The following is a 17,989-nucleotide window of genomic DNA, read 5'->3' as shown; positions in this document are numbered from 1 at the left end:
GGGAGCCGTCGCTCACTTCCGGGCGGTGGTTCGCGAGCCGCCCCGCAGGGGCGCCGCCGCTTCGGCGCGAGTGCCCACCCGCCGGAACACAGGGTCTGCAGACGCGAACAGGGCAGCCGCTGAGCCCACCGCACACGTCACCAGCGCGGCCTGCAAGGTCGCGGCGGTCGAGATACCAGAGGAGGTGAGCAGGATGCCGGTGGCCAGGGCCACCAGAAAGGTCGCGGCCAGTCGCTGCGTGAGCTGGAGGAACGACGCGGCGACGCCGTGCAGCTCGGCCGGCGCGAACGAGAGGGTGGTGGCGCGCACCACCGGCTCGACGAGCCCGCCGCCGACGCCCAGCCCGATCTGCGCCACGGCGGCGACGACGAACAGCACACCTCCCGGCAGGAGCGGCGCAGCCCCCGCCAGTCCCGCGAAGAGCACCGCCTGCAGCCCGAGACCCAGCCACACCGTCGCCGCAGACCCGAGACGCCCCACGACCCGCAGGCTGAACAGCGACCCGCCCAGCCGGGCCAGGGCGCCCGGCGCGAACACGAGCGCGATCACCAGCGCCGACAGCGCCGGTGACTGGAGGAAGTAGAGGGTCACCGCCGAACTCGCCGCCATGCCGCTGCCGAACCACAGCAGCGCGACGACGTTCCCCACGACGAACCCGCGTGACCGGACCAGCGCCGGGGCGAAGAGTGGAAGCTTCCCGCGCCGCGCATAGCGGCGCTCCCACAGGACGAGCACGAGCCCCAGCACGACCGCGGCGCCGGCCACCGCCAGGCCCGACAGTCCCGAGAGTCCCGGCTCCACGACCGGCAGCGTCAGCGCCACCACCACGAGGCACAGCAGCACGATGCCCGGCAGATCGAGCCACAGGAGCCTCGACGTCTCCGCACGGGCGCGGCGGCCCGGCATCCCTCGCCATCCGAGCACGAATGCCGCGATCACCAGAGGCAACGGCGTCAGCAGCACGAGGCGCCACGCGGTATCGGCCGGGAACAGCCCGAGCATCGCGGCGGCGAGCACCGGACCGAGGACGCCCGCCAGACCGCCGACCGCGGTGTAGGCGGCGAGGGCGCTCAGACGTGATCTTCCCGTGAAGAGGTCCTGGATCGCCCCGAGCACCTGCGCGCTGATGACCCCGGCACCGAGGCCCTGCACGAACCGGGCCGCGACCAGCACCGCGATCGTCGGCGCGACCACCGCCGCGACGCCGCCGACCAGGAAGATCCCGAGACCCACGAGGAACAGCAGCCGGCGTCCATACACATCGCCGAAGCGTCCCGACGGGATCAGCCCGAGGCCGAAGGTCAGCGAGAACGAGGCCAGCAGCCACTGCACACCCGCAGTCGACCCGCCCAACGACGCGCTGACCGCCGGAGCGGCGTACGTGATGACGACCGCATCGAACAGCGTCGCGAAGCCCGCCGCCAGGCATGCCCAGAGCGCGGGCCGCGCATGCGACTGCTGCTTTCTCCTGCGATCGCTTTGCCGCGCGAGTCCGCGCTCGCCGGCGACCGCAGCTGTCGCGTCGCGGACCGCGCTCTCGCAGCTCATGCGGTCGTGAGCTGGCGCTCCCGCTGACCGAGCGGGTCGGCATCCGTCCACAGCGCCGTCGGGAACTCCCGCCGCAGCACCGGCGCGACCTCCAGCGCGAACCGCTCGAGGATCTCGAGCTGCTGCGCGAACGGCACCGTCGTGGGCAGGCTGATCGACTGCAGGTCGTGCCCGAGCCGGCCGTGGAACCGGGCGATCTTGTCGATCACCTGCTGCGGGGTGCCGACGAGTGCTGGACCTTCGGCCACGGCGTGCTCGATGTCGCGGAACGGAGTGTTGTTTCCGGGCACGTTGGTGGCGGCGACGATCGCGTTGTACACCGGCCCGTACTGGGCGATCGCCTCCTGCGTCGTGTCGGCGATGAAGAGCGCCCCCGAACCGGCGGCGACGAACGCGCCCGCCGGATCGTGGCCGTGCCGCGCATACTCGGAGCGGTAGTGGTCGACGAGCACGCCGTAGTTCTCGAGCGGCTGGATCGCGTTCGCGCTGAACAGCGGGTCGCCGATCTTCGCCGCGAGCCCCGCGGAGAAAAGGGTCGTCGCCGACCCGTGCCATACGCGGGGCGCGCCGGCGAACGGCCGCGGCAGCGTCGTCACGCCCGACAACGGCCGCGTGAACTCGGTGCCCGGCCAGGTCACGTCCTCCTCGCGCCAGAGCGTCCGCAGCAGCTCGTACTTCTCCGCGAGCAGCTCCCACTGGTCGTCGATGTCGAGCCCGAACAGCGGAAACTGAGCGACCTCATTGCCCTTGCCGATCGTGAGGTCGAGCCGGCCGCCGGAGAGCTGGTCGATGGTGGCGTAGTCCTCGGCGACGCGCACCGGGTCGAGCACCGAGAGCACCGTGACACCGGAATTGAGACGGATGCGGGAGGTGCGCGCGGCGATCGCACCCAGCAGCACCGTCGGTGACGACGAGATGAAGTGCCCTGCGTGGCGCTCGCCGATGGCGACGGCATCCAGCCCGAGCTCCTCGGCGCGGATCGCCTGCTGGAGCGTCTCGGCGAACCGTTCGGACGGCGAGACCTGGCGACCGGTGAGGGGGTCGGCGCGGTAGGGGACGATGTCCAGGAGCTGGAACCTCATGCGGCCACCCCCGGGGCGACGAGCGCATCGGTGGAGCGCACGCGCGTGAGCGGCGTCTTCTCGCCGGCCTCGATGCCGATCGGCAGGCGGTTGCCCTCGGGAGGCAGCGGGCACGTCGCGAAGTCGGTGTACGCGCAGGGCAGGTTGACGGCGCGGTTGAAGTCGATCGTGGTCCAGCCGTCGGCGTAAGGGGCGTCCACGGACACCGAGCGGTTCGCGGCGTACGTGGTGATCCCGCTCGTCGCGTCGGTGAACAGGACGAGGAGGGAGCCGGGGGCCGCGCCCTGGAAGGCGGTCAGCGCGAATTCCTCGCCGCGCCACGAGAACTCCAGCACACCCGGGGCGTCGTACACGTGGGTGAGCCCGTCGACCGCGGCGCCGACCTCGGTCGGCCGCGGAGCGTCGAACGGGAGGAAGCGCGCGGCGACCCGCCAGCGCGGGTTCGGCACGTAGGTCGGGGTACCCGCGTACTCCGCGAGGAACGAATGGTCGGCGCGACGCGGACGCAGAACGGTGTGCCCGCCGCGGATCGCGATCTCGACCGCGCCGGCGACCTCGCCGTCCGTAAAGGTGGGGGTGACGCTGCCCCGCTCGGCGATCGCGCCGAACGCGTGCGTGCCGGTGATCGTCTCGCCCTCGAGCGTCAGGCTCTCGCCATCGGCGAGCTCGACGACCACGCCGCCGCTGCCGAGACGCCACGTGCCGGGAGCGCCGGGCAGCGTGATCGGGTCGGCACCGAGCCAGTGCAGGCCGGTGATCGCGAAGAAGCCGAGGGAGTCGGCGCGCCGCGTCTCATGCGTGCGGTGCCAGTCCTCCCACTCGCGTCCGAACTGGGCGCGGTCGATGTCGGTGTTGAGCGTCGTGGTCATAGGTCCTCCTCGGTGGACGGATGGGAAACGGATGCCGCGACCCTCGCGGCGTCCGCGGTCAGGCGGTTGCCGGCTCGGCGACGCGGGTCTTCGCGGCGGTGCTCGTATCGGCGTGGAACGTACGCACGGCGTGGTCGAGTGCGTCGACCGTGAGAGCGATCGAGTCGAGGTCGATGCGCTCATCGTTGCCGTGGAACAGGCGGCGGAAGGTGCCGTAGTCCCAGCGCTCGCTGAGCACGCCGAAGCCGTAGGCCGGGATGCCGCGGCGACGGTAGAACCGGCCATCGGTGCCGCCCACCCCGAGCATGGGCAGGAGCTCCGCCGTCGGGTAGGCGCGGCGCACGGCGCTGCCGAGGGCGTCGAACAAAGGAGTGTCGATCGGCGAGGCCGTCGACTCACCGAACCAGTCGCCCTCGATCTCGACGTGCTCGATGAGGTCGCCGAGCGCGTCGCGGATGAGCCCCTCGACGTCCTCGCGGGTGACATCGGGCAGGATGCGGATGTCGAGCTGCACGGTCGCCGTGCCCGGAATGACGTTGCCCTTCTCGCCGGCGCGCACGATGGTCGGCGAGATCGTCGTGTGCGTCGAGGCGTGCGCGAACCCGGCCAGGCTGCGGAGGTGTGGCAGGCCGTCGTAGAACCGCGCGGGGTCGGTCAGGGCGGTGCGGGTCGCGGGTTCGAGGTCGAGTGCCTCGGCGTACGCGCGCCATTGCGGCGTGATGACGGTCGTGCCGCGGTGCCGTGCGAGGCGGGTCACGGCCTCGGCCGCGATGACGGCGGCATTGCGGGATCCCCAGGGGGCCGAGCCGTGGCCGGGCGCACCGGTCACGCGCAGCAGCCGTCCCGCGCCTCCCTTCTCGCCGACCATGACGCCGAGGTGAGGCTGTGGGCCGGCGTGGGCGCCGCCGGACTCGGTCAGCACGTAGTCGGCGTCGATGAGGTCGAGACGGTGCTCGGTGAGCCAGCTCACGCCGAAGCGGCTGCCGTTCTCCTCGTCGGCGACGGCGGCGAAAATGAGGTCGCCGCGCGGACGGAAGCCGCCCCTCGCGACCGCCCGGGTCACGACGGCGTAGGCGGCGGTGAGGTTGAGCATGTCGATCGCGCCCCGGCCCCACAGCACGCCGTCGACGATCTCGCCCGCGAACGGATCGCGCGACCAGCCCCCCGGCTCCACCGGAACGACGTCGGTGTGGCCGACGAGGGCGAGGGACGGCGCGGTCGGATCCGTGCCCTCGATGCGAATGATGAGCGACGCGCGTCCCGGATGCGGCTCCACCACGACGCCTTCGAGACCGGACCCCTCGAAGAACCGCTGCAGCGTGCGCACCTGCAGGTGTTCGTGGCCCGAGTCGGGCGTACCGTCGTTGACGGCCGCGTTGCGGATCAGCTCCCCCAGCAGCTCCGTCGTCTGCTGCGCCAGCGAGCGCTGGGCGCTCATGCTGCGGCCCCTTCCGTCAGTACCCGCGGCGACAGAGTCGACCCCGGGATCGCCTCGATCAGCCGTCGCGTGTACTCCTCGCGCGGCGTACGGAGCACCTGCGCGGTCTTGCCCTGCTCGACGACTCGACCCTGCTGCATCACCGCCACACGGTCGGAGATCTCGCGGACCACGGCGAGATCGTGGCTGATGAACAGGTACGACACTCCCGAGTCGCGCTGCACCGCCGCGAGCAGGTCGAGGATCTGCGCCTGCACCGAGACATCGAGCGCCGACACGGCCTCGTCGAGCACCACGAGGTCGGGACGCAGCGCGAGGGCGCGGGCGATCGCGACGCGCTGTCGCTGACCGCCCGAGAGCTGGGCCGGACGCCGCGACGCGGCTCCTGCGGGCAGCGCCACCTGGTCGATCAGTTCGCGGACGCGGCGCGCCCGCTCCGCCGCGTCGACGCCATAGGCGCGCAGCGGCTCGTCGATCACCTCAGCGATCGTGAACCGTGGGTCGAGCGAAGCGAACGGGCTCTGATAGACGAGCTGGAACCGCCGGCGCAGGGCGCGCAGCTCCTCGCGGCCTGCGGCGACGAGATCCTCGCCGTCGAAACGGATGCTGCCCGCCGAGGGCTTCTCGAGGCGCAGCGCCAGTCGCGCCGTCGTGCTCTTGCCCGATCCCGACTCACCCACGATCGCAAGCGTCTCGCCGCTGTCCACGCGAAACGACACGTCGTCGACCGCGACGAGCTTCCCGCGCCCCGGAAGAGAGAATTCCTTGCGCAGACCCGCCACCTCGAGGAGCGCCGGGGTCGCGTCATCCTGTTCCGTCCGAAGGGGTCGCTCGCTCACCCGAGCAGCAGCGCCGCGCAGCCCCGGTGCCGCGGCGATGAGCGCGCGCGTGTAGGGATGTTGCGGGTCTTCGAGCACCTCGCGCGCCGGACCCGTCTCGACGATCTCGCCGTTCTGCATCACGATGATGCGGTCGGCGCGGTCTGCGGCGACGCCGAGGTCGTGCGTGATGAGCAGCACGGCGGTCCCGAGCGTCGACGCCAGGGCGTCGATGTGATCGAGGATCTGCTTCTGCACCGTGACGTCGAGGGCGCTGGTCGGCTCGTCCGCGATCACGAGCTGCGGCTCGGCCGCCAGTGCCGTCGCGATGAGCGCGCGCTGCTTCATGCCGCCCGAGAACTGGTGCGGGAACTGCTTGGCGCGGGCTTCGGGCTCACCGATCCCGGCGAGGCGCAGCAGCTCGACGGCCCGTGCGTCAGCGCCTCGGCGGGTGGCCAGCCCGTGGATGACGAGCGGCTCGCCCACCTGGCGTCCGACGCGCTTGACCGGGTTGAGGCTCGTCGTAGGATCCTGCGGGATGAGCCCGATCCCGCGCCCGCGCACCTCACGCCAGGCCCGGCGCGAGAGCCCGGTCAGGTCGGTGCCGTCGAAGACGATCGAGCCGGCGTCGACCGAGGCGTTCGAGGCGAACAGGTGGATGACCGCGTGCGCGGTCGTACTCTTGCCCGAGCCCGATTCGCCCACGATCGCCACGACCTCGCCGCGGTCGACGGTGAAACTCACGTCGCGGACGGCCGGGCGCGGCTGCCCGCCCAGCGTGTACGAGACCGACAGGTTCGAGACCTCCAGGAGTGCGGTCATCGGATTCCTCCATTGCGCTCGAGGGCGCGCGAGATGCGGTTGGCCGACAGCACGACGGTGACGATCACGAGGCCCGGCAGTGTCGTGAGCCACCACGCCACGGCGAGGTAGTCGCGTCCGCCCGCCACGAGCGATCCCCACTCGGGGGTGGGCGGCGGCGCGCCGAAGCCGAGGAACGACAGTGACGAGATCGCGAGCACCATCACGCCGAACTCGAGGGCGGCCAGCGCCACCACCGGGCCGGATGCGTTGGGCAGCACATGACGGCGCAGCACGGTGTACCAGCGCACGCCCGAGACGCGGGCGGCCTCGACGTAGACGGCGGTGGCGATCTGCAGCACCTCGGCGCGCATGACCCGGGAGAAGGAGGCGATGCTCGCGAGTCCGACCGCGATCGCGACGTTGAGCGTGCCGAAGCCGAGCGCGGTGATGAGCGCCAGCGACAGGAGCAGGCTAGGGATCGCGAGCAGCACGTCCATGAAGCGCATGATCGCGTCGTCCACGAACCCGCGGAGGAACCCGGCGAGCAGGCCGAACAGCGACCCGACGGCGAGGCCGACGATGACGGCAACGGAGGTCGCGGCCAGCGACGTCGACGCGCCGTAGACGACGCGGGCGTAGAGGTCGCGACCGAGGTTGTCGGTCCCGAAGACGTGCTCGGGGCTCGGCGGAAGCAGCCGATCCTGGGGGATTCCCACGTTGGGATCCCAGGCCGTGAACCACGACGGCACCAGCGCCCACAGCGTCACGAGCGCGAGCACGAGGATCGACACGACCAGGGTCGGCTGCTTCAGCAGCGCGACGACCGGCTTCAGCGCAGACCGGCGGGTGGCGGCATCCGTTCGCTCTTCATCGAGGGCCGCCGCGAGCGGGCCGCCCGACGGATCGGCGTCGGGGTCGACGATCGACGCGACGAACGGGTCGTGCGGCTCCAGGGTGCGCGCGGGCGGGGAGAGCACGTTCTCGACGGTCATGACTGCTCCTGTCAGGCTGCGACGAACGCCGTGCGGGCGAGCGTGATGCGGCGGTCGATGAGGGGGTAGACGAGGTCGACGACGAGGTTCGCGACCACGAAGACGAGGGCGGCGAAGACGACCACGGTCTGCACGACGGGCACGTCGCGGTTGTTGACGGCGGTCACGACGAGGCGGCCGATGCCGAGGCGCGAGAACACCGTCTCGGTCACGACGGCACCCGAGAGCAGGCCCCCGATGAGCACGCCGACCATCGTGAGGGACGGAATCGCCGCGTTGCGGAACGCGTGGCCGAGCTGCACGCGGCGCTCACTTGCTCCCTTGGCGCGCACGATCTCGACGTACGGCTGGGCGAGGGTCGAGCGGAGGCTCCGTGACAGCAGCTGCGCGATGAAGGCGCCCGAGGGGATCGCGATCGTGATCGCGGGCAGCACGAGGCTTTCGAATCCTTCGTTGCCCATCGACGGGAAGAGCCGGATGCGGAACGAGAAGGCCTGCAGCAGCAGGAGTCCGATCCAGAACACCGGGATCGAGACGCCCAGCGGCGGCAGCGACGACAGCAGGTTGCGCAGCCACTGGGCGCGGGCGAGCGAGGCCGCCAGCGCGAGGACGATGCCGAACACGACCGACAGCACGAACGCAAAGGCGGTGAGCGCGATCGTCGGGGGCAGGGATTCCAGGAGGAGATCGGATGCCGGGCGCCCGGTCTGCGTCGACACCCCGAAGTCTCCGGTCAGCGCCTTGCCCAGGGCGACGAGGTACTGCTCGTACAACGGGCGGTCGAGCCCGAGCTCGCTGCGCAGCTGCGCCACGAGCTCGGGGTCGATCGCCTCCTGATCGCCGCCGCCCGCGAACAACGTCGCGGCGTCGCCCGGCAGGAGATAGAGGATGAGGAACGAGATCGTGTATGCGGCCCACAGGACGATCACGCCCTGCCCGATTCTCCGGGCGATGTATCGACCCCACATGTCTCGTCCCTCATCCCTTTCGTCGTGCCCGTGCGGGCTTACTCGGCGATCCAGGCGTCGTAGAAGTCCAGGCGGCTGGACGCCTCGAAGCCGAGACCCTGAACCTTCGACGCGGCCGTGATCGTGGTCGACAGCTGGTAGATCGGGATCGAGTAGCCGCCGGTGATCAGCAGCTCGGCGGCCTCGTCGACGACCTTCTGACGCTCGGTAGGGTCGATGATCGCCGCCTGCTCGTCGAGCAGCTCGTCGATCTCGGCCGGCTCGGTGCGCTTCGTGGCGTTGCTGGTGCCGCTCACTGAGAACACCGTGCGGAGCACGTCGGGATCGGCCCGCGTCAGGTTGCCGTACGAGAAGTCGTAGGCGCCGTCGGCGTTCGCGGCCTGCACGTCGGCGATGCTCGCGAAGGTCAGCTGCAGGTCGACGCCGATCTGGCGCAGCTGCTGCTGTACGAGCTCCAGCACCTCCTTGGGCGACTGCCAGTACGTCACGTGGAAGCTGAGCTTCTCGCCGTCCTTCTCGCGGATGCCGTCATCGCCTTCGGTCCAGCCCGACTCTTCGAGCAGGTCGGCCGCGGCCTCGGGGTCGTACTCGAGCACATCGCTCAGGTCGGTGAAGTACGGCGTCGACGAGGCGAGCGGCGACACGGCGGGCACGTCGTCGGGGCCGAGGAGGGTCGAGGTGATCTGCTCGCGGTCGATGCCTTTCTGGATCGCGAGGCGCACATTCTCGTCGGCGAGCTTCTTGGTCGACTGGTTGGCGTACAGGTTGTAGACCGAGCCCGGGTTGGCGCGGTTGAGCGACCAGAAGTCATCGCCCTCGAAGAGCACGGCGTCGGCCGTCGCGATGCCGGTGGTCGCGTCGATCTGACCCGACTGCAGGCTGCCGGTGCGGTTGCCCGACTCGGGCACGACCTTGTACGTGATGGTGTCGAGGTAGGCCTCGTCGGTGTGGGCGGCCGTCGACGGACCCCACTCATACCCTTCGCGACGCTCGAGCACGGCGCCCTCGTTGGGCGTGTAGCTCTGCACCGAGAACGGTCCCGAGCCGACGAAGTCGCCGAGGCAGCGGTCGGCCTGGCTCACCGCGGCGCTGGCTGGGGAGAGAAGGCCGAGGGTGAACGTCGACGTCGCCTGCAGGAACTGCGCGTTGGGCTCCGAGAAGTTGATCGTGACGGTCTGATCGTCGACGACATCGATGCTCTCGAGGTCGGCGAGGTAGGACGAGCCGAGGGTCGCCTTGGCGCCCAGCGCCTGGATGGCCTCGAAGTTCGTCTTGACGGACGCCGCGTCGATGGGCTCGCCATCGGCGTAACTGGGACCGTCCTGCAGCGTGAACGTGAAGCTCGTCGCGTCGTCGTTCACCTCGAAGTCGGTGGCGAGCCACGGCAGGATCTCACCGTTCTCGGGGTCCTGGATCGTCAGCGACGCGACGGTCTGGCGCGCGATGGCGATCGCGTCGTTGTTGCCGACCTGCTGCGGGTCGATGCACTGGCTGTCGACCGAGATCGCGAAGGTCAGGTTGCCGCCCGTGACGGGCTCCGCCTCGGCGGATGCGGTCGGTGCGGGGTCGCCGGCGCCGGTCGCGCACGCGGTCAGCGTGAGCGCGACGGCGCCGATCGCCGCAAGCGCGGCGATGCGGGGTCGGGTGAACGACATGGTGTCTCCAGAAGCTGTGGCGGGAAGTCGCGGCGGGGGTGCCGGCTCGTGATCTCAGCGTCCCCGGGGTGCGGGGCCGACCCCGAAGGCGCGTGTCACACGCCGTGAAGGTCGGTTGCGCGCGGTCACACGCCGTCACGCGGCGTCATATAAGGCCCGGTCGTCGAGCGAGCGAGGTACGCGCTCGTTGAGCGAGCTTGCGAGTCGAAACGCAGAGACGAAACGCGCACCCGGCCTCGTCGTCGCCGAAGGGGTTTCGTCTTCGGGCGCTACAGCGCCCTTCGCTCAACGACCGGTGCTTGGGCGGGGTGAACGCCCGGCAAATGGGTACGGCCAGTTACGGCGCGACGGGCACCGCGAGGCCGAGTCGCGCGGTGATGGCCCCCGCGACGACGTCGGTCTGCCGCAGCGACAGGGAGTTCGCCGCGGGCCGGGTGAACGCGCCCGCCTCGGTCTGCGACGTGAACGGCCCGATCGCGAACAGGGTGTCGTGCGGGGAGCCGTCGGGTCGCAGTACGCGCCCATCCTCGCCGACGCGCACGCGGCCGAGCGAGCCGTCGTAATCCTCATCGGCGACCCGCAGCTCGCTGCCGTGCACGGTCGCGAGCTCACGCAGCGCGACATTCATGCTGAGGGCGGCATCGGCGGCCGGAAGCCACGCGTCCACGAGCGCTCCGGCGACCGTCTCGCCGGGAACGCGGGCGCTGGATGCCGCGAACCCGCGTGGCTCGACGGCGACCGTGACGTCGGGTCCGAGGAAGCGCACCACCCCCGCATCGGCGAGGGCGAGCAGTTCCTCGAGCCGATGCGGCGGCGGTCCGCTCGCCAGGTAGCTGAAGAAGGTGTGCCAGCGGACCGGAAGCGTGTGTGCGCGCGAGCGCGCATTCCAGCGTTCCTTCGGGATCTCCGACAGCGCCATGAACGACAGCAGCGCCGCCATGAAGACGCCCTGGGCGGGGCTACGTTCCGGGCTCGTGCGCAGCAGCAGGTCCTCCGCGATGTGGGCGCGCACCCGGCGGTGCACCTCTTCGGTGTCCGCGAACGTCGCGCCGGCGAACGGGCGACCGAATGCCGCGACGTCGAACCGGTCCAGGGGATCGGGCACGACGGCGGCGATGGCGTCCCGAAGCGCCGGGTCGTCCCACGCGTGCGTCTGCAGCACTGACCGGAAGTCATCCCAGGTGGTGGCCACCCGGTCCGGGTGCCCTGTGAAGAGCTCGCGGTAGTGCCCGTGCAGCAGCTCGCCGGCGATGAGCGGCCAGGCGTCGCGGTCGAAGTCCAGGGGCCGTGCCGCGCGCTGGAGGTCGGCGATCGCCTCCGGCGTGAGCACCTCGCGCAGCGGCGCGTCGCCCTGCAGCGTCGAGGTCACCTTGGAGCGGTACGGCACGCCGCGCCGTGAGCCGACGTGCAGCCGGGGCTCGCGTCCCGATGCCAGGTAGCGGAGGGCGCCGTCGCCGTCGCGGTCGAACCGGCCGCCGCGTCCCTGGGTGAGCAGCACCACGAGATCGACGGCCGCGAGGCCCATGCCGCGCACGATGACGTCGCCCTGCTCCGGCAGCACGGACAGGTCCGCATCCGCGGTGAAGGCCGGGCCCACGTACACGAGCCCCTTGCGCAGCGCGGCCGCCGCCAGCGCTGCAGCCGCCGGATCGGGCTCCCGCTCGGTGTGGCCGAGGCAGTAGGCCACAGCGTCCGTCACGATCTCGCGACCGCTTGCGAGCGAGACGGTGTGCCGCCCCGACCGCGCCGGCCGCACCGACGTCACCGTGTCCGCGTGCAGGCGGATCGTCACACCCCCGGGCGCGTTCGCGGCAGTGCGGCGGAAGAACCAGTCGAGGTAGTAACTGTGGAGGCGCCGCGTCGGGAACCCCTCCGGCGCCAGGGTGCGTGCCTCGGCGGCCGACAGCTCGTCGAGGTCGACGTCAGGAAGGTCGCCCGCGCGCCAGAGCTCGAGCCACTCGCTGAGCGAGGGACCCGGATGCACCGGCCCGTCGATCGTGCAGCTGTGGTCGGTGAACACCGTGACGTCGCGCGTCATCGAGTTGAGTTTCAGCAGCGGCGACTGCGCGTGGCGCCAGATGCGGCCGGCACCGGGAGGGTGCGGGTCGACGAGGTCGATGTCGATCTGAGTGTGGTCGTCCGCGCGCGCCAGCACGCGTTCGAGGAGCATGATCGCCCGGGGGCCGGCTCCGACGAACAGCAGGCGCGCGCGATCGCTCATCGCGCAGCGAGGGCCGGTGCGGACTGTGCTCGAGCTGTTTGGAGCGCCGGGAGGCCGAGCAGGTCACGCAGCGTCGCGCCCTGCTCGTACGACTGGCGGTACGAACCTCGCTCCTGCAGCAGCGGCACGACGCGCTCGGCGAACTCGTCCAGGCCGTGGGGGGTCAGGTGGCCGACGATGGTGAAGCCGTCGGTCGCGCGCTCCTGCACATACCGATCGATTTCGGTCGCGATGTGGGCGGGCGTGCCGACGAAGGTGTGCTGAGCGGTGAGACGGATGACCAGCTCGCGGATGCTGAGACCCTCGGCCTCCGACAGCTCGCGGAGCTTCGCGATGCGTGCCCGCACCGCCGCGTGCCGGTTGGCCCAGCCGCGCGCTGTCTCGGATCCGGTGTCGGGGTCGACGTCGGGCAGCGGCCCATCGGGGTCGTAGCCGCTCAGGTCGCGGCCCCACACCTGCTCGACATACGTGAGCGCGACCTCCGGTCGCACCTGCTGCAGCGCGATCTCGCGCGAGCGCTCCTTCGCCTCCTCCTCGGTGTCGCCGATCGCGAAGGTCGCCGCCGGCAGGATCTTGAGCGAGTCCTCCCCACGGCCGTACTGGGCGAGCCGGCCCTTGACGTCGTCGTAGAACTCTCGCGCGTCCTCGAACTCCTGATGCAGCGAGAAGATGACCTCGGCGTGCTCGGCACCGAAGGTGCGACCGTCGGCGGAGTCGCCGGCCTGCACGATCACCGGGCGACCCTGCGGCGAACGGGGCACGTCGAACAGCGCGTCGACATCGAACTGCGGTCCGCTGTGACGCACGCCCGCGGGGACGCCGTCGTCGAGGAAGACACCGGTCGCTGCATCCGCGCGCACGCCGTCCACCGGCCAGGATTCCCATAGCTCCTTCGCGAGTTGGGCGAACTCGCGTGCCCGCTCGTAGCGGTCGGCGTGGTTCAGGTAGCCGCCGCGACGGAAGTTCGCGCCGTGGAAGGCGTCGGAGCTCGTCACGGCGTTCCAGCCCGCGCGGCCCCCCGACAGGTGGTCGAGGGTCGCGAGCTCGCGCGCCAGCTCGTACGGCTCGTTGAACGTGGTGTTCAGGGTGCCGACGACGCCGACGTGCTCGGTGATGGCGGCGACCGCGGCGAGGATCGACAGCGTGTTCGGGCGGCCCAGCACGTCGAGCTCGTGGATGCGGCCCTTGTGCTCGCGCAGGCGCAGTCCCTCGGCGAGGAAGACGTAATCGAACAGCCCGCGCTCGGCCGTCGCGGCGAAGTGCTCGAACGACGCGAAGTCGATCTGGCTGCCCGCGGTCGGGTCGGTCCAGACGGTGGTGCTGTTGACCCCGGGGAAGTGGGCGGCGAGGTGGATCTGACGGATGCTGCGGCTCACAGCGCGACCTTCTCTCGGACGTAGCGGCTCTCGGGGCGGGCGAGGTCGAGACGCGCGCGCAACGTGCCGGCGCCGTCGTCCTCGCGCAGTGTTCTGGTGGACCGCAGCAGCGGCACGAGCTTCTCGGTGATCGCCACGACGTCGGCGGGCTGTCGGGCGGGCCGCAGGCGCACACCGTCGACACCGGCGGCGGCCAGCTCGCGCACGACGTCCGCCACGTCGCCGGGCGTGCCCACGACGATGCGCGCATCCGACGTGAGCGGCGCGCCGTCCCATTCGTCCAGGCGAGCCAAGGCGCTGCGTGCTGCCGCCCCGGTGTCTTCGATCAGCACGACGAGGTCGGCGTAGACCCGCAGGCGCTCGTCGCCCGTGCGCAACTCGTCGGCCGCGGCATCCAGTTCCGCGCGGATGCCGTCCAGCTCGAACCCGGGGCGGCCGCCTGCTTCGTGCGGCGTGGTGAAGACGAGGTCGGCATGTGCTGCGGCCAGTCGGTAGGGCACCGTCTGGTGCGCCAGGACCGTCAGCAGTGGCCGGCCCTGCGGCGACCGCGGCACGATCGACGCCCCGGTGATGGAGAAGAACTCGCCCTCGAACTCGATGTTGTGCACCCGATCGGCGTCGAGGAAGCGGCCCGTCGCGGCATCCCGGATGATGGCGTCGTCCTGCCAGGAGTCCCACAGTCGCGACAGGACGTCGGCGAACTCACCGGCCTCGCGGAACGCCGCGATGATCTCGGGGGAGTCCTCCACCCGGCCGGAGGCGGGGATCCCGTCGACGCCCGCGGCGCGGCGTCCGAAGTTCGCCCGCTCGGCGGCGGAAGCTCCCGCGACCAGGCGTACGCCGGCGCGGCCGCGGCTGGCGAAGTCGAGGGTCTGGATGCCGGTCGCGACATGGAACGGCTCCGGATGTGCCGTCGTCACGGTCGGCACGAGGCCGATCCGGCGTGTCAGCGGTGCGACGAAGGAAGCGATCAGGACGGCGTCGAGGCGGCCGCGGACACGGTCGCGCCGCAGGCCCTCGAGCGGCTCGAAGCGGTCGGTCAGCGACAACGCGTCCTCGATCGTCGCCAGCGCGACTCCGCTGTCGTCGGCGGTGCGCAGCAGATCGCGCCAGTAGGCGGGCGAGGTCAGCTCGTTGGGACGCGCGGTGGACTCGCGCCAGGCGGCGGGATGCCAGCCGGCGCGCTCGAAGGCGATGGCGATGTGCACCTGTTCGGTCACGGTCGTTCTTTCCTCTAGCTCGGGTTCTGATCTTGATGCGCGGGCGTCAGCCCACGCGGGAGTGGTCGCCCAGCCGGTGCCAGCCGCGGTTGTGATAGACCAGTGCACCGCCCCCGGTGGTGTTGGACTCCGCCCGGGCGATGTGCGCTTGCACCGCGTGTGCGGCGATGACCGTCGAGCCGCCGGCATCCATGCGACTGACCACGGCGCACCGCACCCACGCCCGCACCCCGCGGAAGACCGGCTCACCGGTGGGCAGCGGTGCCCACGACTCGGAGTCGGCGAATCGGTCGACGCCGCTCGTCGCTCCCAGGCGTGCGAGATCGATGTCGTCGGCGTCCAGCAGATGCACGACCACAGAGTCGGCCCCGAGGATCGTCGGCGTCGACGACGAGATCGACGACACCGAGAACACCAACAGGGGCGGATCGGCGCTGACCGATGACACGGACGACGCGGTGAGCGCGACCGGACCGCCGGGGCCGGTCGCGGTGATGACGGCGACGCCGCTGGGGTGCCCCCGGAAGAGCGTGCGGAACTCCGCCGGCGCGATCGCACCGCAGATCGAACGCGTCGCGGGATGCTGATCGGTCGCGGAAGCACTGGGGAGAGCGGTCATGGCACGACGGTAGGCGCGGCTCCCCGGCCAGGGCGGGATCGGAGTGAAACACGAGGAAACGCGCCGTCATACGGCGGCGCATGAGGTCGTCGAAGGTGCTGATCCCCTCGCGATCGGCTTGCATGGGGGCATGTCGAGCATCGTCGTCCTGGTCGGGAACCCGCAGCCCTCGTCTCGCACGCGCCTGGTGGCCGAGGAAGTAGCCAAGCGGATCGCCGCGCGCTCCGGAGCTCAGGTGACTGAGACGATCGACCTCGTCGACGTCGCACCGCTGCTCTTCCGCTTCCCCGACGACACGATCGACGACCTACGGCGCCGGGTCACGGCGGCTGACCTCGTCGTCGTCGCAAGCCCGACCTACAAGGCTTCGTACACGGGGCTGCTCAAGGCGTTCCTGGACCGCTTCGACGCGGGCGAACTGAACGGCGTGACGGCGGTTCCCCTGCTCACGATCGGCGCGCCGACCCACGCGCTCGCCGTCGAGCACAGCCTGCGCCCGCTGTTGGTCGAACTCGGAGCATCCACACCGACGCGGGGCATCGCGTTTCCGGCGTCCGAGACCGACCGCCGCGCAGAGGTCATCCAGGGGTGGCTCGATACGGAATGGCCCGCGCTGGAGCGCGTGCTGGGCGCGGACGCCACCGTCGCGCGGTGACGGCCGAGAGGCGGGGGAGCGCGGGGGGCGATGGGGCTGACCTCATGATGACGGATGCCGCGTCCCGCGCCGCGACGAACGCCACGCTCGATCTGCCCGCATGCTCGCCAGGGCTGGAGCAGACCTGGGCCGAGTCGTTCCCCGAGCTTTCCCGCCCCGTCACCCCGGTGCGGCCCTCCGACCCCCGGATTCTCGTGCTGGGAGAGGAGGTCGCGCGCGACCTCGACCTCGACCCGGCTTACCTCGGCTCCGCCGAAGGCCTACGCTTCCTCACCGGCGAATCGTTCCGTGACGGCCGGCCGCCCGTCGCCCAGCTGTACGCCGGGCACCAATGGGGCGTCTTCAAGCCGGTACTGGGCGACGGGCGCGCCGCGCTTCTCGGGGAACGTCGCGACAGCCACGGTCGTCTCCGCGATGTGCACCTCAAGGGCATCGGGCCGACGCCGCTCTCGCGCGTCGACGGGTACGCGGTCGTGGGCCCGATGCTGCGCGAATTCCTGATGGGCGAGGCCATGCACGCCCTGGGAGTTCCCACGACCCGCATGCTCGCGGTGGTCGCCACGGGCAGACCCCGAGCACTCGACGGCTCCACCCTGCCCGGAGCTGTTCTCGCGCGAACGGCATCCAGTCACGTGCGGTTCGGCTCGTTCGAGTACGTGCGCGCGCAGGGAGACATGGCGCTGCTTCGCCGGCTCGCCGACCACGTCATAGCCCGCCACTATCCGCAGGCGGCCGAGGCGCGGCATCCGTATCGGGCACTGCTCGAGGAGATCGTCGGCGAGGTCGCCGGGCTCACGGCGCACTGGATGCGCCTCGGCTTCGTGCACGGCGTGCTCAGCACCGACAACGTGCTCGTGGCCGCCGAGACCGTCGACTACGGGCCCTGCGCCTTCCTCGACGCCTATGAGCCCGGCGCGCACTTCAGCTCGATCGACCGGTTCGGGCGCTATGCGTACGACCGGCAGCCGTCAATCATGCGGTGGAACCTGGAGCGGCTCGGCGATGCGCTGTCGCCGTTGCTTGCGGATGAGACGGCAGCGGGGGAGGCGGTCGCGGCGGAGATCGTCGCCGGGTTCGATGCGCAGTACCAGCGACGCTGGGCGGAGGCCTTCCGCGCGAAGCTCGGCTTGGATGTGGCGGTCAGCGCGGCCGACGCCGCCGCGCTCGCCCACGACGCGCTCAGTCTGCTCGCGGAGCACAGGGTGGACTTCACGGGATTCTGGCGGGGTCTCGCGACGGCGGTGGAGGGCGATGACCGAGCGGTGCGGGATCGATTCCTCGGGCCGGTTCCCGAGTTGGATACCTGGCTGGTGCGGTGGCGTGCGCTCGCGCCCGATGCCGCGATGATGCGTGTCGTGAATCCTCGCTACATCGCCCGCAATCACATCGTCGAAGAGGCGCTGCAAGCGGCGAACGAGGGTGACTTGACGCCGTTCGAGCAGCTGCTCGAGCTGCTTCGCAAGCCTTACACCGAGCGCCCGGGAAGTGAGTACCTGCGGTTCGCGCGGCCGGCCCCGACAGGGACCGCACCGCACCGCACGTTCTGCGGCACATGAAGAGGCCCGCCGCGCCCATCGCTAGTCGGCCAGGTCATTCTCTGCGGCCAGCTCGCTTCATCAGAGCCTGCCGGCTCAGCTTCGTTCGTGCGCTCAGGGCGACCCAGCTCTGCCCGCGATCCCTCAGCCAGGACACGAGTTGATCGCGTTCTTCTAACAGCCGTGCCT

At 71.1% G+C, this 17,989-nt stretch carries 14 protein-coding genes; 2 read left to right on the top strand and 12 right to left on the bottom strand.

The window, feature by feature from the left end; genetic code table 11:
- Window positions 1-12: 12 nt before the first annotated feature.
- The 12 genes from MRBLMI12_RS02995 to MRBLMI12_RS02940 form a co-directional block, all read right to left on the bottom strand.
- A complete protein-coding gene (locus MRBLMI12_RS02995) occupies window positions 13-1,548 on the bottom strand; it encodes an MFS transporter (protein WP_349428278.1) in 1,536 nt (511 codons plus the stop codon).
- Window positions 1,545-2,630: an LLM class flavin-dependent oxidoreductase gene (locus MRBLMI12_RS02990; RefSeq protein ID WP_363353766.1), complete on the bottom strand. Its 1,086-nt coding sequence runs from the start codon at window positions 2,628-2,630 to the stop codon at window positions 1,545-1,547. Before MRBLMI12_RS02990 ends, MRBLMI12_RS02995 begins: the two co-directional genes overlap by 4 nt.
- On the bottom strand, window positions 2,627-3,499 hold the full coding sequence (locus tag MRBLMI12_RS02985; protein WP_349428275.1) for a DUF1684 domain-containing protein: 873 nt from the start codon (window positions 3,497-3,499) through the stop codon (window positions 2,627-2,629). Before MRBLMI12_RS02985 ends, MRBLMI12_RS02990 begins: the two co-directional genes overlap by 4 nt.
- Window positions 3,500-3,557: 58 nt before the next feature.
- Window positions 3,558-4,937, bottom strand: a complete 1,380-nt coding sequence (locus tag MRBLMI12_RS02980) for a M20/M25/M40 family metallo-hydrolase (protein ID WP_349428274.1) — start codon at window positions 4,935-4,937, stop codon at window positions 3,558-3,560.
- On the bottom strand, window positions 4,934-6,577 hold the full coding sequence (locus MRBLMI12_RS02975) for an ABC transporter ATP-binding protein (protein ID WP_363353763.1): 1,644 nt from the start codon (window positions 6,575-6,577) through the stop codon (window positions 4,934-4,936). Before MRBLMI12_RS02975 ends, MRBLMI12_RS02980 begins: the two co-directional genes overlap by 4 nt.
- Window positions 6,574-7,551 carry an ABC transporter permease gene (locus MRBLMI12_RS02970; protein WP_363353761.1) on the bottom strand — a complete coding sequence of 326 codons (978 nt, stop codon included), beginning with the start codon at window positions 7,549-7,551 and terminating at the stop codon, window positions 6,574-6,576. The genes MRBLMI12_RS02975 and MRBLMI12_RS02970 overlap by 4 nt, the downstream gene beginning before the upstream one ends.
- Before the next feature lie 11 nt (window positions 7,552-7,562).
- On the bottom strand, window positions 7,563-8,519 hold the full coding sequence (locus MRBLMI12_RS02965; RefSeq protein ID WP_349428270.1) for an ABC transporter permease: 957 nt from the start codon (window positions 8,517-8,519) through the stop codon (window positions 7,563-7,565).
- 38 nt (window positions 8,520-8,557) lie between these two features.
- The gene (locus tag MRBLMI12_RS02960; RefSeq protein ID WP_363353759.1) at window positions 8,558-10,174 is read right to left on the bottom strand and encodes an ABC transporter substrate-binding protein; all 1,617 of its coding nucleotides are present in this window, start codon (window positions 10,172-10,174) and stop codon (window positions 8,558-8,560) included.
- 337 nt (window positions 10,175-10,511) lie between these two features.
- The gene (locus MRBLMI12_RS02955) at window positions 10,512-12,395 is read right to left on the bottom strand and encodes an FAD/NAD(P)-binding protein (protein ID WP_363353757.1); all 1,884 of its coding nucleotides are present in this window, start codon (window positions 12,393-12,395) and stop codon (window positions 10,512-10,514) included.
- Window positions 12,392-13,771: an NtaA/DmoA family FMN-dependent monooxygenase gene (locus tag MRBLMI12_RS02950; RefSeq protein WP_349428267.1), complete on the bottom strand. Its 1,380-nt coding sequence runs from the start codon at window positions 13,769-13,771 to the stop codon at window positions 12,392-12,394. The genes MRBLMI12_RS02955 and MRBLMI12_RS02950 overlap by 4 nt, the downstream gene beginning before the upstream one ends.
- Window positions 13,768-14,991, bottom strand: coding sequence for an LLM class flavin-dependent oxidoreductase (locus tag MRBLMI12_RS02945; protein ID WP_349428266.1), 1,224 nt, complete (start codon window positions 14,989-14,991; stop codon window positions 13,768-13,770). The genes MRBLMI12_RS02950 and MRBLMI12_RS02945 overlap by 4 nt, the downstream gene beginning before the upstream one ends.
- A gap of 46 nt (window positions 14,992-15,037) precedes the next feature.
- Entirely contained in the window at window positions 15,038-15,610 is a 573-nt protein-coding gene (locus tag MRBLMI12_RS02940) for a flavin reductase family protein (protein ID WP_349428265.1), read from the bottom strand.
- A gap of 130 nt (window positions 15,611-15,740) precedes the next feature.
- On the opposite strand from MRBLMI12_RS02940, the gene MRBLMI12_RS02935 reads away from it, so the two are divergent.
- The gene (locus MRBLMI12_RS02935) at window positions 15,741-16,265 is read left to right on the top strand and encodes an NADPH-dependent FMN reductase (protein ID WP_349428264.1); all 525 of its coding nucleotides are present in this window, start codon (window positions 15,741-15,743) and stop codon (window positions 16,263-16,265) included.
- A complete protein-coding gene (locus MRBLMI12_RS02930; RefSeq protein ID WP_349428263.1) occupies window positions 16,262-17,821 on the top strand; it encodes a protein adenylyltransferase SelO in 1,560 nt (519 codons plus the stop codon). Before MRBLMI12_RS02935 ends, MRBLMI12_RS02930 begins: the two co-directional genes overlap by 4 nt.
- Window positions 17,822-17,989 lie beyond the last annotated feature (168 nt).

The organism is Microbacterium sp. LMI12-1-1.1, from assembly GCF_040676455.1.
Taxonomy (GTDB): domain Bacteria; phylum Actinomycetota; class Actinomycetes; order Actinomycetales; family Microbacteriaceae; genus Microbacterium.
Note: the sequence above shows the minus strand (reverse complement) of the source record. Positions and strands in the feature narration are given on the sequence as shown.

What these genes read in the sequence shown, in the direction of transcription:
- MRBLMI12_RS02995 (WP_349428278.1), bottom strand. Translation starts at nt 1,548, where the DNA reads ATGAGCTGCGAGAGCGCGGTCCGCGACGCGACAGCTGCGGTCGCCGGC.
- MRBLMI12_RS02990 (WP_363353766.1), bottom strand. Translation starts at nt 2,630, where the DNA reads ATGAGGTTCCAGCTCCTGGACATCGTCCCCTACCGCGCCGACCCCCTC.
- MRBLMI12_RS02985 (WP_349428275.1), bottom strand. Translation starts at nt 3,499, where the DNA reads ATGACCACGACGCTCAACACCGACATCGACCGCGCCCAGTTCGGACGC.
- MRBLMI12_RS02980 (WP_349428274.1), bottom strand. Translation starts at nt 4,937, where the DNA reads ATGAGCGCCCAGCGCTCGCTGGCGCAGCAGACGACGGAGCTGCTGGGG.
- MRBLMI12_RS02975 (WP_363353763.1), bottom strand. Translation starts at nt 6,577, where the DNA reads ATGACCGCACTCCTGGAGGTCTCGAACCTGTCGGTCTCGTACACGCTG.
- MRBLMI12_RS02970 (WP_363353761.1), bottom strand. Translation starts at nt 7,551, where the DNA reads ATGACCGTCGAGAACGTGCTCTCCCCGCCCGCGCGCACCCTGGAGCCG.
- MRBLMI12_RS02965 (WP_349428270.1), bottom strand. Translation starts at nt 8,519, where the DNA reads ATGTGGGGTCGATACATCGCCCGGAGAATCGGGCAGGGCGTGATCGTC.
- MRBLMI12_RS02960 (WP_363353759.1), bottom strand. Translation starts at nt 10,174, where the DNA reads ATGTCGTTCACCCGACCCCGCATCGCCGCGCTTGCGGCGATCGGCGCC.
- MRBLMI12_RS02955 (WP_363353757.1), bottom strand. Translation starts at nt 12,395, where the DNA reads ATGAGCGATCGCGCGCGCCTGCTGTTCGTCGGAGCCGGCCCCCGGGCG.
- MRBLMI12_RS02940 (WP_349428265.1), bottom strand. Translation starts at nt 15,610, where the DNA reads ATGACCGCTCTCCCCAGTGCTTCCGCGACCGATCAGCATCCCGCGACG.
- MRBLMI12_RS02935 (WP_349428264.1), top strand. Translation starts at nt 15,741, where the DNA reads ATGTCGAGCATCGTCGTCCTGGTCGGGAACCCGCAGCCCTCGTCTCGC.